Origin of the sequence: Thermocrinis ruber, from assembly GCF_000512735.1 — a bacterium.
Lineage (GTDB): Bacteria > Aquificota > Aquificia > Aquificales > Aquificaceae > Thermocrinis > Thermocrinis ruber.
The window spans coordinates 339620-355427 of sequence record NZ_CP007028.1; the positions used below are offsets into that span (position 1 = coordinate 339620).

Annotated in this window: 12 protein-coding genes; 7 read left to right on the forward strand and 5 right to left on the reverse strand. The window is 44.4% G+C overall.

All coding sequences use genetic code 11. The features are described 5' to 3' along the window. Position 1: 1 nt before the first annotated feature. From THERU_RS01850 to THERU_RS01875, 6 genes are read left to right on the forward strand one after another with little or no spacing between them, the layout of a single operon-like run. Entirely contained in the window at positions 2 to 376 is a 375-nt protein-coding gene (locus THERU_RS01850; RefSeq protein ID WP_025305585.1) for a hypothetical protein, read from the forward strand. After that, the gene (gene ilvD, locus THERU_RS01855; protein ID WP_025305586.1) at positions 357 to 2021 is read left to right on the forward strand and encodes a dihydroxy-acid dehydratase; all 1665 of its coding nucleotides are present in this window, start codon (positions 357 to 359) and stop codon (positions 2019 to 2021) included. The genes THERU_RS01850 and ilvD overlap by 20 nt, the downstream gene beginning before the upstream one ends. After that, positions 2021 to 3919: a 1,4-alpha-glucan branching protein GlgB gene (gene glgB / locus THERU_RS01860; protein WP_025305587.1), complete on the forward strand. Its 1899-nt coding sequence runs from the start codon at positions 2021 to 2023 to the stop codon at positions 3917 to 3919. Before ilvD ends, glgB begins: the two co-directional genes overlap by 1 nt. Positions 3920 to 3934: 15 nt before the next feature. Further along, complete coding sequence (locus tag THERU_RS01865; protein WP_025305588.1) at positions 3935 to 4279, forward strand: hypothetical protein; 345 nt, start codon at positions 3935 to 3937, stop codon at positions 4277 to 4279. A 1-nt stretch (position 4280) separates the two neighbouring features. Continuing rightward, the gene (gene yajC, locus THERU_RS01870; protein ID WP_025305589.1) at positions 4281 to 4613 is read left to right on the forward strand and encodes a preprotein translocase subunit YajC; all 333 of its coding nucleotides are present in this window, start codon (positions 4281 to 4283) and stop codon (positions 4611 to 4613) included. Next, complete coding sequence (locus THERU_RS01875) at positions 4613 to 7096, forward strand: AMP-binding protein (RefSeq protein ID WP_025305590.1); 2484 nt, start codon at positions 4613 to 4615, stop codon at positions 7094 to 7096. Before yajC ends, THERU_RS01875 begins: the two co-directional genes overlap by 1 nt. Here the strand turns inward: THERU_RS01875 and pyrH are convergent. From pyrH to THERU_RS01900, 5 genes are all read right to left on the reverse strand, one after another. Next, positions 7089 to 7802 (reverse strand): UMP kinase, encoded by a 714-nt coding sequence (gene pyrH, locus THERU_RS01880; protein ID WP_025305591.1) that lies wholly within the window; start codon positions 7800 to 7802, stop codon positions 7089 to 7091. The two genes, THERU_RS01875 and pyrH, sit on opposite strands and share 8 nt — an antisense overlap. Further along, positions 7802 to 8665 (reverse strand): translation elongation factor Ts, encoded by an 864-nt coding sequence (tsf, locus tag THERU_RS01885; protein WP_025305592.1) that lies wholly within the window; start codon positions 8663 to 8665, stop codon positions 7802 to 7804. The genes pyrH and tsf overlap by 1 nt, the downstream gene beginning before the upstream one ends. A 19-nt stretch (positions 8666 to 8684) precedes the next feature. Then, a complete protein-coding gene (locus THERU_RS01890) occupies positions 8685 to 10955 on the reverse strand; it encodes a DNA gyrase/topoisomerase IV subunit A (RefSeq protein WP_025305593.1) in 2271 nt (756 codons plus the stop codon). Between the two features lie 102 nt (positions 10956 to 11057). After that, entirely contained in the window at positions 11058 to 12428 is a 1371-nt protein-coding gene (locus THERU_RS01895) for a restriction endonuclease subunit S (RefSeq protein ID WP_025305594.1), read from the reverse strand. Continuing rightward, positions 12415 to 14895: a type I restriction-modification system subunit M gene (locus tag THERU_RS01900; protein ID WP_025305595.1), complete on the reverse strand. Its 2481-nt coding sequence runs from the start codon at positions 14893 to 14895 to the stop codon at positions 12415 to 12417. Before THERU_RS01900 ends, THERU_RS01895 begins: the two co-directional genes overlap by 14 nt. Positions 14896 to 15127: 232 nt before the next feature. Between THERU_RS01900 and THERU_RS01905 the strand changes: the two genes are divergently transcribed. Beyond that, the gene (locus THERU_RS01905; protein ID WP_025305596.1) at positions 15128 to 15643 is read left to right on the forward strand and encodes a DUF29 domain-containing protein; all 516 of its coding nucleotides are present in this window, start codon (positions 15128 to 15130) and stop codon (positions 15641 to 15643) included. Positions 15644 to 15808: the final 165 nt, after the last annotated feature.

Sequence of the window (15808 nt, forward strand, 5' to 3'; positions counted from 1 at the left end):
CATGCGGGTAAAGTTCCGGATTGTTATACACAAAGATGGGAAAAAACTGAGCAAAGGAGACCTTTTGGGAGAAAAAGACCCTTTTTGGGTGGGAGTTAGGTACATAACCGAGTTTAGATATTTAGAGGCTACCAAATGGCTCATGCTCGCCGAAGATTGCTACGAAAAATATCTTTTGCTTGCGCTAACAAACTTAGCCTTGGGGCAAGAAAGCCAAGCCCAAGAGTTTTACCAAGAAGCCTTGAACTACAAACCATGCCATGCTTTGGAAATCTTTTTAGAGATGCCAGAAAAGGGAGAGAGGGTTCAAGTTAAAGAAGGTTGCAACCTTGAAGAGTTAATTTATACTTATCTACATGAGAAGCGACAAGGTTAAAAAGGGTATAGAGAGGGCTCCACATAGGGCTCTGCTTAGGGCCTGTGGGCTTACCGACGAGGATTTTGACAAGCCACTCATTGGTATAGCAAACTCATACATAGACATAATCCCCGGTCATGTGCATCTTAGGGAGTTTGTGGAACCCATCAAGGAAGAGGTGCGAAAGGCGGGCGGTGTGCCCATAGAGTTCAACGTGATCGGGGTGGATGATGGCATTGCCATGGGACACTATGGCATGCATTACTCCTTGCCCTCAAGGGAACTGATCGCAGACTCTATAGAAACGGTGGTAGAAGCCCATCAGCTTGACGCACTAATATGCATACCCAACTGCGACAAAATTGTCCCCGGAATGCTTATGGCCGCTGCGAGGTTAAACATTCCCACCATCTTCATAAGCGGTGGTCCTATGCTGGCGGGTGAGGTCAACGGCAAAAAGGTGGACCTAATAAGCGTCTTTGAGGGTATAGGACAGCTAAAAGCCGGAAAGATTGACGAGGGACAGTTAAAGGTCATAGAGCAATCTGCATGCCCCACCTGTGGTAGCTGTTCGGGAATGTTTACCGCTAACTCCATGAACTGCATAACTGAGGTTTTGGGTCTTGGACTACCCGGCAACGGCACCATTCCTGCGGTAGACCCAAGGAGGGAACTACTGGCAAGGACTGCAGCAAGGAAGATAATGGAGCTATTGGAAAAGGACATAAGGCCAAGGGATATTCTTACCGTAGAAGCCTTTGATAATGCCTTTGCGGTGGATATAGCCATGGGCGGTTCCACCAACACAGTTTTACACCTTCTGGCAATAGCCAACGAAGCGGGTATAGACTACGACCTGAACCGTATAAACGAAATATCCAAGAGAACGCCCACTTTGTGTAAAATATCCCCAGCTTCCCACTATCACATTGAAGATCTAGATAGAGTGGGTGGTATTCCTGCCCTTCTCAAGGAGATGATCAGGGGTGGGTATTTGCCCCATCCGGACCAAATGACGGTAAGCGGAAAGACCCTTAGGGAGATCGCAGAATCTGCACCGGACGCAGACGGAGAGGTAATAAGAAGGATAGAGAGCCCATACTCCAAAGAGGGTGGGCTTGCTATACTCTTTGGCAATCTGGCACCGGAGGGTGCGGTGGTGAAAACGGCGGGCGTAGTGGAAAGCATGCTCGTCTTTAAAGGAAAAGCCATATGCTTTGACTCGGAGGAATCCGCCATAGAGGGTATCATGTCCGGCAAGGTCAAACCGGGGCATGTGGTGGTTATAAGGTATGAAGGTCCAAAAGGTGGTCCGGGCATGAGGGAGATGCTCTCTCCCACGTCCGCCATCATGGGTATGGGCTTGGGGGACAAGGTAGCCCTAATCACCGACGGAAGGTTCTCCGGTGGTACGCGTGGTGCCTGCGTGGGACACATATCCCCAGAGGCGGCTGCGGGCGGTCCCATAGGCATAGTCAAGGACGGCGACGAGATCCTCATAGACATACCGGGCAGAAGGATAGAGCTCTTGATCTCTGAGGAGGAGTTCCAAGAGAGGCTCAAAAACTTTGTGCCCAAGCAGAAGGAGATAAAAAGTAGGTGGCTCAGAAGGTATGTGAAGTTCGTCCAGAGTGCGTCAAAGGGAGCGGTGCTCTCTGATTAATGGCTTTTTACTCTCCCATAACTGACTACGACGTATACCTCTTTAAAGAGGGCACCCACACAAGGCTTTATAGAAAGCTTGGAGCCCATCTGATAGAGGGTGGGTGCCATTTTGCAGTCTGGGCACCTTCCGCAAGGGAAGTTTATGTCTTTGGAGACTTCAACGGTTGGGACAAGTTTTCCTACCCAATGAAAAGGCGTCCAGATCCATCTGGCATATGGGAGCTCTTTGTGCCCGGTGTTTGGAAGGGCTGTAAATACAAATACTTTGTGGTGGGTGCTGACGGAGTGGGCAGGGAAAAATCAGACCCCTTTGCCTTTTTCTGCGAGCAACCACCCGGCAATGCGTCTATCGTGTGGGACCTTAGCTACAACTGGCAGGATGATAAGTGGATGAAGGAGAGGGGAAGGCACATTGACTATCACGCACCGGTTAGCATTTACGAAGTGCATTTGGGCTCTTGGAGGAGGGTGCCCGAAGATCAAAATCGGTCCTTGCACTATTGGGAACTTGCCTATTGGCTAGGCGAGTATGTGAAGGAGATGGGCTTTAGCCATGTGGAATTTTTACCCATTATGGAACATCCCTTTTATGGCTCCTGGGGTTATCAGATTACCAACTACTTTGCACCCACCTCTCGGTATGGAACACCTCAGGACTTGATGTATCTAATAGACAGCCTCCACCAAAGGGGCATTGGAGTGATCCTTGATTGGGTGCCTTCCCACTTTCCTACCGACGAGCACGGCTTGGCTTTCTTTGACGGTACCCACCTTTATGAGTACGAGGACTGGAGGAAAAGATGGCATCCCGATTGGAAAAGTTTCGTCTTTGATTACTCAAAGGGAGAGGTCAGGTCCTTTCTGCTCAGCAGTGCCCACTTTTGGATAGATGTATATCATGCGGATGGGTTAAGGGTGGATGCGGTAGCTTCCATGCTGTACTTGGACTATTCCCGCACCGAGTGGGTCCCCAACATCTACGGTGGAAAGGAAAACTTGGAAGCCATAGAGTTTTTGAGAAAGCTAAACGAAACTCTATACAGGGACTTTCCGGACATTCACACCTTCGCGGAGGAATCCACCGCATGGCCCATGGTTAGCAAACCCACATACATGGGAGGTCTTGGCTTTGGCTACAAGTGGAACATGGGATGGATGAACGACACCCTCTTTTACTTTTCCAAGGACCCCATATACAGAAAATACTATCACGACAAGCTAACCTTTAGCGTTTGGTATGCCTTTTCTGAAAACTTTGTCCTGCCCCTTTCCCACGATGAGGTAGTCCATGGCAAGGGCTCCCTTCTGGGAAAGATGCCCAAGGATGACTGGCAAAAGTTTGCCAACCTTAGGCTTTTGTTCTCTTACATGTATGCCTTTCCTGGAAAGAAACTGCTCTTTATGGGTGGAGAGTTTGGACAGTGGAGGGAGTGGGACCACAATCAGAGCTTAGATTGGCACCTTTTGGAATACTTCCCCCACAGAGGAGTGCAGAGGCTCGTGAAGGATTTGAACGAGCTTTACCGAAAAGAAAGAGCCCTTCATGAGCTGGACTGCGACCCGGCAGGCTTTGAGTGGGTGGATTTTTCCGATTATGAGCAGAGTGTGATCTCCTTTTTGAGAAAGTCAAAGTCTGGAGAGATGGTTCTGGTGGTTTTGAACTTCACGCCCGTGCAAAGATATAACTACCGTGTGGGTGTGCCAAAGGGCGGGCTCTGGTTGGAGGTTTTCAACTCAGACTCGGAGCTATACGGCGGTGCCAACATAGGAAACATGGGCAGGGTGATGGCAGAGGATGTTCCCTTTCACGGGAGGCAGTATTCCCTCTCTTTGACCCTCCCACCCTTGGGTGCGGTCTTTTTAAAGCCTGCTTATGATATATGTCCGCAGGGTTAGGTTAAAATAAAAACCATGAGCGTAAGACATCAAAAAAGGCTTTACATAGAAGAGCTCTTTAGCCATATAAAGCAAGATGCTGGAGAGTACAGAATTTATAACCTTTACGTGCCCGAAGACGGAGACATAGAGGATTTAGAGATCATAGACCTGCAGGTGGATTTTTCGGACCCAGAAAGTATAAAAAAGTATTTAGACAGAACCACCCGGGAGACCCTTGAGGCGGAGGTAAAGGGACTAAAACTTCTGGCAATGGTCTTGGAAAAGGAGGGAAGCTATATCTTTTCCTCAAAGGAAGAGCTCTCTGAGGACTTTAAAAAACAGGTGTTGGAAAAGATAGAACAGATAAAGGAGGAATGAGATGTTGGACTTTGCCTTTGCCCAGAGCTCTGCTCCTCATGGTTCAAGCCCATGGTCTGCTTTACTCTTTCAGCTATTTTTCATTCTCTTCCTCTTTGCCCTCTTTTACTTCTTGCTCATAAGACCCCAGCAGAAGGCAAGAAAAAAGCACCAGGAGTTTTTAGCCAAGCTCAAAAAGGGAGATAGGGTGGTAACCTCCTCTGGAATCATAGGTACGGTGGTAGAGGTGGGAGAGGATACCGTTTCCCTGAAGGTGGATGCCAACACGCGGATCACGATCCTGAAGGAATACATAAGCGGTTATCACAGGGAAAAAGAAGAAGAAAAATCCTAATGCAGATATACCTTGAGGAAAAGATAGTTATCCCCCTTCCCAAGGACCACGGAAAGACCGCCCTAATATACAAAGACACGGAAATTAGCTACGCAGAGCTCATTGAAGGAACTAAGGCTTATGCCCGGTATTTGGACATACTGCCCGGAGAAAGGGTAGTTATCTGTGCGGAAAACAGACCCGAGTGGGTTTATGCCCTCTACGGCATATGGCAAAGGGGAGGCATTGCGGTTCCTGTAGATTTTATGTCCTCTCCAAAGGAGCTGGAATACATACTCAGAGAGACGGAGCCTACCTTTGTTGTTTGCTCTAACAAAACGGAAGAAAGCGTGCACCAAGCCCTTTCATCTTTGGATTTAAAGACTTTTGTTCTCAACCTTGACCGTGTGGTGCCTCCGAACCCCGTAGAGAAGGTTATGAGCAGGAGCTTTAAGGACACCGCCCTGATCCTTTACACCTCCGGCACCACCGGTGAGCCAAAGGGCGTAATGCTCAGCTTTAAAAACATTATCTCCAACCTTCACGGAGTGGAACGCCTAAAGGTAGCATCAAAAGAAGACAGCACCATAGCCCTGTTGCCCTTTCATCACTCTTACCCTCTTGTGGTGTCTTTGCTTTTGCCCCTATACTTGGGTGCCACCGTGGTATTTTTGGAAAAGCTCAGCTCAGAAGCCCTCATGGAAACACTACGCAAGCACTCCATCACCATCCTAATAGGCGTTCCAAGGCTTTATCAGGTCCTTCATCAGAGGCTAAAAGAGAGGATAGAGAAAAACCCTTTGGGTAGATTGCTCTTTAGCCTGGGTGGAGTTATGGGCAGAAGGACCAGGAGGTTGCTCTTTAAAAAAGTTCATAAAGCCTTTGGAGGTAAGCTCCGTTATATGGTAAGCGGTGGTGCAAAGTTGCCCTTAGAAACTGCCAAGTTCTTTGACCGGCTTGGCTTTGTGGTTTTGGAGGGTTACGGGCTGACGGAAACCTCTCCCATCGTTAGCTTTAACCCACCCCAAAAAGTAAAGCTTGGCTCTGTGGGATTGCCCATAGAGGGCGTGGAAGTAAAGATCGCAGAGGACGGAGAAATTTTAGTAAAAGGTCCCAATGTCATGCAGGGATACTACAAAAAGGAGGAGGAGACAAAAAAAGCCTTTAAGGGAGGTTGGCTTTTGACTGGGGACTTGGGCTACTTGGACGAGGAGGGATACCTTTACATCACTGGCAGAAAAAAGGAGCTGATCGTTTTAGCGGGTGGAAAGAACGTAAACCCCGAAGAGTTAGAGGCAGAGTTTTTGAAGGAAAGCCCTGTGGTCAAAGAGGTGGGAGTTTTGGAAATGGACGGCATGCTGTATGCCCTGATCCATCCCGATTTTGAGAAGGCAAAGGAACTAAAGCTTTTAAACTTGGAAGAGTACATAAGGTGGGAGGTGGTAGATAAGGTAAACAGAAGGCTTCCCCCTTGGAAAAGGGTTGTGGGCTTTAAAATTTCTCCCCAAGAGCTACCAAAAACGCGCCTTGGAAAGCTCAGAAGGTTTTTATTACCACAGCTTTATAAGAGCTTAGAAATCAAAAAGGAAGAAAAGACCGAAGAGCCAAAGCCCTTAGACCAAGAGGGCAAGCTTTTGATAGACTTTCTCTCCTCCCTCTCCGGTAGGGAGGTAAAGCTGTCCCACCACTTGGAGTTAGACCTGGGCTTGGACTCTTTGGCAAAGGTGGAGCTTTTGGCTTTTTTGGAATCCAATTTTGGGATAAAGATAAAGGAAGAGGAACTCTCCCTCTATCCCACAGTAGGAGAACTTTTGAACTTTGTGCAAGGTCAAAAGCAAAGGGTCCAGTGGGAAGAGATCAACTGGGAAAAGATCTTGCTCTCTGCACAGCCCTACGTCCCCTACCACAACCAACCCATCTTCTTGGCAGGATTATACACCCTCAGGCTCTTTTTCAAGCTATACAACTCCCTGCAGGTAGAGGGTTTAGAAAATCTTCCCCCGCAACCCTTTATAATCGCCCCCAATCATGCCAGCTACTTGGATGGCTTTGTTTTAGCAAGTGCTCTGCCCACCTCTGTGGCGGTCAATACCTACTTTTTGGGAGCGGAAGAGTACTTTAGGAATCCCATAACCTCCACCTTTGGTAAGCTCGCCCATGTGGTGCCCATAGACCTACAAAAAAAGGTAAAGGACTCCATGGAAAGGACCGCATGGCTTTTGAGAATGGGCAAAAACGTGGTTATCTTCCCCGAGGGTGCAAGGACAAGAGACGGAAACCTATTGCCCTTTAAAAAGGGTTTCGCCATACTTAGCAAAGTGCTTAAAGTTCCAGTGGTTCCCACCGCCATAATTGGCACTTATGCATCCATGTCCATAAGGGACAGGTTTCCAAAGCCTAAAAAGATAAAGGTAATCTTTGGAAAGCCCATCTACCCAGAGGGAAAGGGCTTAGAAGAGATCGTTCAGGAGACAAGAAGGAGCATAGAAGAGATGCTTATCTGATCAAAGAGCCAATCCTTTCTCCCCTCACAGCCTTCAGCAGGTTGCCCGGCTTGTTTATGTTGAGCACCAAAATGGGAATTTTGTTTTCCATACACAGGGTAAGGGCGGTATGGTCCATGACTCTGATCCCTCTGTTTATGGTCTCCAAGTAGGATATCTCGTCTATGAACTCCGCCTGCGGATTTTTTACTGGGTCGTCGGTGTATATGCCATCCACCTTTGTAGCCTTTATAAAAAGCTGGGCAGATATTTCCGCAGCCCTGAGGGCACCCGCAGTATCGGTGGAGAAAAAGGGATTTCCTGTGCCCGCAGCAAAGATCACCACCCTGCCCTTTTCCAAATGCCTTATTGCCCTTCGTCTTATGTATGGTTCCGCCACTTGACGCATTTCTATGGCAGAGAGCACCCGGGTAGGAATTCCCCCCAGCCTTTCCAGGGCTGACTGGAGGGCTAATGCGTTTATTACCGTTGCCAGCATACCCATATAGTCTCCCGTAGCCCTATCTATGCCTATTTCCAAGCCCGTGATACCTCTGAATATGTTTCCCCCACCAATAACCACCGCCAACTGTACACCCTCATCCACCAAGCTCTTTATCTCTGCGGTTATATACTCCAAAAAGTTTGGGTCAATGCCATAGCCCCGGTCCCCCGCAAAGGCTTCTCCAGAGAGTTTTAAAAGGACCCGCTTGTATCGGACTTCCATCAGGCGGAGCCTACTTCAAACCGGACAAACCTAACCACCTCAAAGTTTAGTCCGCTCTCAGAGATATACTGCTTAACCGATTTCTTCTCATCCTTTATGAAGGGCTGTTCCAAAAGCACCTTCTCTTGGTAAAACTTCTTTAGCTTACCCTCCACGATCCTGTCTATCATGTGCTCTGGCTTGCCCTCCTGGCGGGTTTGCTCTGCCAGTATTCTCCTCTCCCTCTCCAAAACCTCTGAAGGAATGGCTTCTACACTGACGAACTCTGGCTTCATAGCTGCAATCTGAAGGATAATGTCTTGGGCTAGCCTTAGCACATCATCTGAGATCCTATCCGCCTTATATTCCATCAAAACGCCCACCCTACCTATACCGTGCACGTAGGCATGCACATAACCCTCTGCGTCAAACCTTGCCCACCGGCTGAGCCTTATGTTCTCCCCGATCCGGGCTATGGCAGACTTAACAACGTCTTCCACCTTTTGGGTGTTGTCTGCGTAATAAGGTTGCTGGGCTATATCCTCAAAGCTACCAGACTTGCTGGCATTTTCTTTAAGGCTTGCGATGTGCTTTGCCAAGTGCAAAGAGAGCTCCACAAACTGCTCGTTCCTTGCCACAAAGTCCGTCTCGCAGTTCAGCTCCAATATAACACCCACCTTTCTATCCTCGGAGACATAAGTTTGAACTATACCCTCTTTTGTTTCTCTGCCCGCTTTCTTTTCCGCCTTGGCAAGCCCCTTGATCCTTAGAATCTCCTTAGCCTTTTCTATGTCCCCCTGGGCTTCTTCCAAAGCCTTTTTACATTCCAACATACCAGCACCGGTCATTTCTCTAAGTTGTTTTACAAGCTCTGCGCTTATCATCTTGACCTCCTTAAAAGTATTATTTTATCACCACTTTAACGATCTTACCGTCCCACCTCTTTTGGGCCTTGTTTAAGGGCAACTCTTCCTCCCTAACTCTATCATAGAAAACGCTACCCTCTTGAGTTATCAACATAAGGTCTAAGAACTGCCCTTCCCCTAAGGGCAAGATATCCACAAGTCTCTCCCTGGTGAGAATAGATAAACCCTTGCTACCCCTTGATTTTCTTGGTACATACTCAGAAACCATTTTTTGCACCGTTCCCTTTTCCGTTATTATCAACAGGAACTTTTCCCCTCTTATAACCCTCATGCCCACCACCTTGTCCCCTCTGTCTAACTTTATGCCTACCACCCCCTTGGAGCCGATGGTGGCGGGTGAGATCTCTGCCACAGGGAACCTTAGGATTTTACCCATCTTGGTAAAGATCAGGAGGTCTCCTTCCTCCGGAGACTGCAGGACCTTTACCACATCCCCTTGATCTTCTGTTAGCTTGATGATGTTAGTTCCCTGGGCTTTGTATTCAAAATCCACCAAGGGTATCTTTTTCACATAACCCTCTGAGGTTGCCAAAAGCAGTCTGTCCGCTGCCTGAGACCTAACAAAGGCACCCACAAGGCGTTCTTCGGGTTCCTTAAAGGATACCTTGCTCCCCTGAAGGGCTTGAAGCCCAGCCACCCAATAGACTCTTCCCCTGTTTGAAACCATAAATAGCCCATCATCAAAGGGCACATCCAGAATATTGACCACCTCTCCCTCTTCTATCTCCGTTAAAGGCATCACCTTGCCGTCAGAAAAAACAACCACCGTTATACTGCCCGTTCTTTGCTCACCCCCAACACCTTCCACGAAGGTTCTTCTAACCGCAGGAAAGCTCTCAGATAGATTGGACATTTCCTCTATAAAGACCTTGATCTTCTCCTCTTCGCTTTCCACCAACCTTGTGTAGTACTCTATCTTCTCTAAAAGTTCTTTTTCTTCCTCCTCAAGCTTTTGCCTTTCCAAAGAAGTCAGTCTTTGGAGCCTCAGGTCCAAAACTGCGTTCGCCTGAGCTTCTGTCAAAGAGTACTTTTTAATGAGTTTTTCCTTTGCCTCCTGTGTATCCTTGGAGCTTTTGATATCTTGGATCACCTGGTCCAAGTGGGCAAGGGCTATTAAAAGTCCCTTCACTATATGAAGCCTTTCCTCAGCCTTTTTGAGATAGTACTTGGACCTTCTGTGAATGACTTCCAGGCGGTGGCGGAAGAATTCGTAGAGCAATGTCTTTATGCCAACCTGCTTTGGTTCTCCGTTTATTAGAACTACAAAGTTTATTGGAAAGTTCTTCCGTAGTTGTGTGTATTTGTAGAGCTTTTCCAAAACCTTTGAACCGTCCGCATCTCTCTTTAGCTCCACCACGATCCTTAGTCCCTCTTTGTCCGACTCATCCCTTATGTCCGAAATCTCCTTCAGTTTTCCCTCCCGGACAAGCTCCGCCATCCTCTTTATAAGTTCCGCTTTATTGACCTGATAGGGAATTTCCGTTATGACGATCTGCTCTCTGCCACCGGAGAGTTTTTCCACGTGCGCCTTTGCCCTTATTCTAACTTGACCCCTGCCCTTTTCGTAGAACTCTATAAGCTCATCGTAATTTTCCACCACACCCCCTGTAGGAAAGTCCGGTCCTTTTATGTATCTCATTATCTCCTTTGTATCTATATCTGGATTTTTGGCGAGCTCTATCAGGGCAGTGCAGACTTCCTTGAGATTATGAGGAGGTATAGAGGTGGCAAGCCCTACCGCTATGCCCGAGGCACCGTTGCACAGAAGGTTAGGAAACTTGGAGGGAAGAACCGTAGGCTCAAGGGTAGAACCGTCAAAGTTGGGAACAAAATCCACCGTGTCCTTGTCTATGTCTTCCAACATAAGGACCGCATACTTAGAGAGCTTTGCTTCTGTGTATCTCATAGCGGCGGGAGGGTCTCCGTCTATAGAGCCAAAGTTCCCCTGCCCAATAATGAGCGGGTAGTTCATCACAAAGTCCTGAGCCATTCTAACTAGGGTCTCATAAACTGCTTGATCTCCGTGAGGATGGAAATGTCCAAGAACTGCACCCACTATCCTTGCACTTTTCACAAAGCCCTTGTCGGGCGTGAGCCCCATATCGTGCATAGCGTAGAGTATTCTTCTCTGAACAGGCTTTAGCCCATCCCTAACATCAGGAATAGCCCTCCCCACAATAACAGACATTGCGTAGTCTATGTAGGACTGCTTGACCTCTTCCTCTATGGGAACCTCTAAGATTTCCACGAAGTAGTATTATAACCTAAGATGATACCTTACCTTACCACAGTTGACACATAAGAGCTAGAGGCTGGCGAGATGTTTCCAAAAGCAAATTGGCGGGCTGTCCTAAGCATGTTTTGAAATATAATCCAACGCTTCAGCTTCGCTATTTTCAATGGCAATTTCTACTGCTCTCTTGGCTATTTCTAATAATTCCTTTGCCTTTTTTCTTGCTTCGTGCGATTGCTGAACTAATGAGGCAATTTCTTGCTGGATAGAGAGGGGGAGGAGAGGGATGATAATATCTCTTAACGATTCTTTAGGAACTGCCGTTAAAATTGTACCCGAACACAATCTCTTTAATTGTAATTGTAGAATAATAGTTTTTGACAAAACTAATAAAACTTCAGGCAGTATATCTAAAGGTCTAAATTGGAAAAAACCTGTGGATGCTAAGCATGTATCGTGCTCTCTATCAACTAACGCGACTTTTTCCAACGAACCTTCGACGCTTGAGACGATTACATCTCCTTCTTTCAATAATCTTCTTGCCCTACTGGGAGCTTCCCCTCCTTTTACTTTATTTACACTATGAATTATTCCGATTGATGAGTCTATATCTGCCAATTCTACATAACAAAAGTCTTCGTCTGGGTATTTTGTAGGATCAAAATTTGGTTTAATGTTTTCAACATGCTTAAGCAATTTTGAAAAACCGTTTGGATACTCTTTTATTTTCCTAACTACTTCCTCATACGCAGGCTGGAAATATTCCGCATCTATTCTATGAGCTGAGAATGCATCGGAAAGTTTGGCAGTGTATGTTTTTTCATATTTTGGCTTGAAGTCGTTAAGTCCGAGCTCTTCTAAAAGCAGAGTTTCGGCTTGGGAGTAGATTGACCGAGAAAACTGTTGAAGTTCATAAACTTGCCATACGATATTTTCAATTTCTTTTTGTACATCTTCAGAAAGAACAGGGACTTTTATTTGTAAAATATTCGGAATATTTAGATTTAGTTGCGCTGAGCCTGTTTTCAGCCTAATAGCTTGAGATAACCCATATTTAGAAGCCAGAAAAATAGCACCGTATGCAGGATTTATTTTATTGAATGAAATTTTAATCGTGTAGGAGCCAAAAGTTGATCCCTGAAATATTGGAAATACAAAACCGACTGAACCTATATTAGCTCCACTTCTAACTATTAAACAATCTCCTATATTTAATCTGTAGTCATCTGGCGCTTTATTTTCCTCAATTTTTAATATTTCACCATCAATCCAAAAATATAATAGATTAAGAGCACGGATGAAATTTATTCCTACCTCTTTGTATTCAGGTTCTACATAAAGACCATATCGTACATCATTTGTTATTTTTCGTAAGGGCACAGCGTTAGGTAGGCTCTTAATCCACAAATACTCTGGCTTATAATACTCCGCATCAAGTCTTTTTGCTCCTTCAAGTTCCGATAACTTCACAATGCTAAATACTGCCATCTTTTTCTCTCCAAAAGTCAAAATGATTATCTCCTTTTGCTAACTGTTCTTTGGCAAATTTAATGAATGCCTCCGCTATTTCATCTAAATCATGGTCAATAACAGGGTGTCCGTGCTCATCCAAAACAAAAGAACCGTCAGGATTTTTCTTGTATCTATACTCTCCGCTTTCATCCTTTATTGGCTTTTCATTAACAGCAAAGAATATAGGGTAGTCCAGTTCTTTCATTACTTTTCCGTCAAGCCAGTATTTTTTGAAAGCTTCTGTAATCCTTTCATCATTTAAAACTAAACTTATTTGTCCTGCTAAAGTTCTTTGAGAGATCTCTTTTATAAGCTTGTCTATCTTTTTTTGTAATGCTTTAATTTCCTTTTTCAGTTCTGCCTTCCTTCCTGCCTTTGCGCTTCGTAGTTCCTCCTCTTTTTCTCTCAACACTTCTTCTAATTCGGATTTCTCCTGAATTAAGACTGCAAGGGGTTTCTTTCCTCTGTTTTTTTCTTCTGTAGCGTCTGTTTCTTCAACCTCGGTTTCTTCTGTAGGCAATTCCCCGATTTCTTCTCTATTTTCAAAATAGGTTTCCAGAAAAGATCTTAATTCTTCTGGTATTTCTTCTTCATCTACCGGACTATCCCAGCTTAAATTTTGATATTTTTCTTTCAGGTTTTCCAAGAATTCTTCCCATTCGCCTTCATATTTAAGCCTTATTTGTTGAATTTTTTGTTTTTCTTCTTCGGTATATTTACGCAAGAACAAAACGCTTGTTTTTGTTCCTGTGTGAGGTTTGAAAGTGTTGACGTGCAAGCCTACGACTGCTAAAATTCGTGCCTCCTCAATAATAAATCTACGGATATATTCAGCGCTTGTATTATTCAACAATCCCTGAGGCAAAACAATAGCCATTCTTCCGCCGGGTTTTAGAAATTGTAAAGAACGCTCCAAGAAAAGAATATGCCTACCAATTTTATCTACCAATTTGCCATTTTTCTCTGCGAGTTTGTAAAGTCTTAGTATATCTCTTTCTTTTACCGTGCCTGCAAAGGGTGGGTTTGTCATCAAGACATCAAAATCAAAGAATAAAAATTTCTCTTGATTTTCTCTATCTTTTACGGAATCACTAGGGAACCTTAGGAGCCTACCTCTTAGACCAGATTTTGTTTCATCACTCCATGTGTGAGGTGCTAACGAATTGTCTTTGTAAACATGCGATTTACCATCTCCAACTATTAGGTTAATTGCCTTAGCTATTTTTACTGCTTTTTCGTTAAAATCAATTCCATAAATTTTATTTTGGGCAAAATTCCTTGCATTTTCAGGCAAAGGTTTTCCGCTAATTATTCCCCCAGCAACCCACATCACAGCATGTAAAAGGAACCCCCCAGAGCCACAAGCAGGATCAATAACGAACTCATTGGCTTTAGGATTGAGCATTTTAACAACCATATCTATTACGGGACGGGGAGTAAAAAACTGTCCCTCTTTCTTCTTGGAAACCTGAGGTATTAAATACTCAAAGGCCTCATCAATAATTTGTAAATTGGAATTAAATAGCTTTATCTTTTCTAAGAAAGAAACGCAGACTTTCAAATGATTGTCTCTCAATTTAATTCTATCTGTAGGTTCAAAAATCCCAGGCCATTCTCTCTTTGCTCCTTCTAATAAATTTGTTATCGCCCTTTTTACTTCTGCTGGACTTCTATCTCCAACAAAAAATTCCAATTTATACGAGGGGTCATTAAGCCCTGTCCATTCGTCATAAAGCTTAGCGTAAATCAGTTTGAATACTTCTTCAAAAACATCAACCCCAGCATTACCTAAAACAAGTTCCTCTAAATCAAGTAATATTTTTTTCAATGTCGTCTTACCTTGTTTTAATTCATCGTGCTCTTCAAGCCATTTAATCGTCCATCTTTGCGCTAAGATATCTCTCAAACTTTGACCGTATGAAGGTATTTCTGGAATTTCTACAAATATATTTGGCTCCTCCTTATATAGCCGTATGATTTCATTTCCATTAGACCACACACCAATTGGGGATCCTTGCGCATTACAATAACTCTTTAATTGTTCTAATCCATCTCTCCTGTTTGGTCTTTTTACTTCAAAAATTATGTAAGGATGCTCTAAATCTTCATGAAGAACTACAATATCTGCAAACCTTGGTTCAGCAGAAGAACCAAAATATACAGGACTTTCTACACGTATTCTATCTCTTGGATAATTGTATCTATTCATTAATCTATATATCCAAAGTTGTCTTACAATTTCCTCGGGTTTGGCAATTTTATCTCTGCCCGTGATCTGACACCTAATATAAAGTCTCCCATCTTGTTCAGTAATAAGATTTTCTATAGCGTTAATTTCTTCATCGGTAAAAATAGACAACCCATGCTTCACTTCTCGTGCAGAGAAAATCCGAGATAGGAAAGATTTACCCTGTATCCCTTGCCATCTTTGATAGTTCGTCATAGTAACTATTATACACCTCGGGTGAGGAATTAGTTCCATATACGACTTTTCCTAAAAAAGCTGTAGCCCACAACATGGGCATAAAGGGAGGCAAGTAAGGTAATCCCTTCCCTTCACCACCTGCCTTATACTCTTACATACTCACAACCTCTGTAAACGATCACAAAGGGTTGTCTTATCCTACAATTTAAAATGTGAGGTAAGACAGAGGAAAGGTTTATATTTAAAACCTATGGAACAAACGACCCAAAGCTTAAAAGAGCTATACGAAAAGGATTTTTATCTGTGGGTAATGGAGAACCTCAAGCTTCTCAAAAACAAAGAGTATGACCTTGTGGATTGGGAGAACCTGTTGGAGGAAATAGAGGATATGGGGCAAAGACATTATGATGCTATGGTTAGCTATATGGCGGTAATTATGGAGCATCTGTATAAGTGGGAGAATTTTAGGTATAGTCAGGATATGGGACACGATTGGATAGAAACTATTTATACTCACAGGAGAAAGGTAGCAAGAATTTTTAGAAAACACCCATCCTTGAGAGTAAAGGCTCAGGGGAAAGAGGTCCTACAAGAAGCATGGGAAGAGGGAGTTCATGCGTTAATAGATTGGTTTAAGCTTCCACGAAACAAAGCGTTGGTTCAGTTCTATTTCAAAGGAAGAATTCCAACAGAAAGAGATTTTCCACAAGAATGTCCTTATAGCCTTGAACAAATCATGGAGTACGAACCATGGCTTGAAAAGTGAGGTTTATATTTAAACCCATACGTCGGGTGAGAAATTACCCCCATATTTGAGACTTCCAAACTATCCACTAAACGCGTACATGCAAACTTAAAAATCTACCACATAAAACGACACAGCTTCCATTTCAAAACTTTACACCTACTCTATCTTGTATAACTGTAAATC

Bases quoted from the DNA above. Each gene is read 5' to 3' on its own strand.
- THERU_RS01850 (WP_025305585.1), top strand. From the start codon at position 2: ATGCGGGTAAAGTTCCGGATTGTTATACACAAAGATGGGAAAAAACTG.
- ilvD (WP_025305586.1), top strand. From the start codon at position 357: ATGAGAAGCGACAAGGTTAAAAAGGGTATAGAGAGGGCTCCACATAGG.
- glgB (WP_025305587.1), top strand. From the start codon at position 2,021: ATGGCTTTTTACTCTCCCATAACTGACTACGACGTATACCTCTTTAAA.
- THERU_RS01865 (WP_025305588.1), top strand. From the start codon at position 3,935: ATGAGCGTAAGACATCAAAAAAGGCTTTACATAGAAGAGCTCTTTAGC.
- yajC (WP_025305589.1), top strand. From the start codon at position 4,281: ATGTTGGACTTTGCCTTTGCCCAGAGCTCTGCTCCTCATGGTTCAAGC.
- THERU_RS01875 (WP_025305590.1), top strand. From the start codon at position 4,613: ATGCAGATATACCTTGAGGAAAAGATAGTTATCCCCCTTCCCAAGGAC.
- pyrH (WP_025305591.1), bottom strand. From the start codon at position 7,802: ATGGAAGTCCGATACAAGCGGGTCCTTTTAAAACTCTCTGGAGAAGCC.
- tsf (WP_025305592.1), bottom strand. From the start codon at position 8,665: ATGATAAGCGCAGAGCTTGTAAAACAACTTAGAGAAATGACCGGTGCT.
- THERU_RS01895 (WP_025305594.1), bottom strand. From the start codon at position 12,428: ATGGCAGTATTTAGCATTGTGAAGTTATCGGAACTTGAAGGAGCAAAA.
- THERU_RS01900 (WP_025305595.1), bottom strand. From the start codon at position 14,895: ATGACGAACTATCAAAGATGGCAAGGGATACAGGGTAAATCTTTCCTA.
- THERU_RS01905 (WP_025305596.1), top strand. From the start codon at position 15,128: ATGGAACAAACGACCCAAAGCTTAAAAGAGCTATACGAAAAGGATTTT.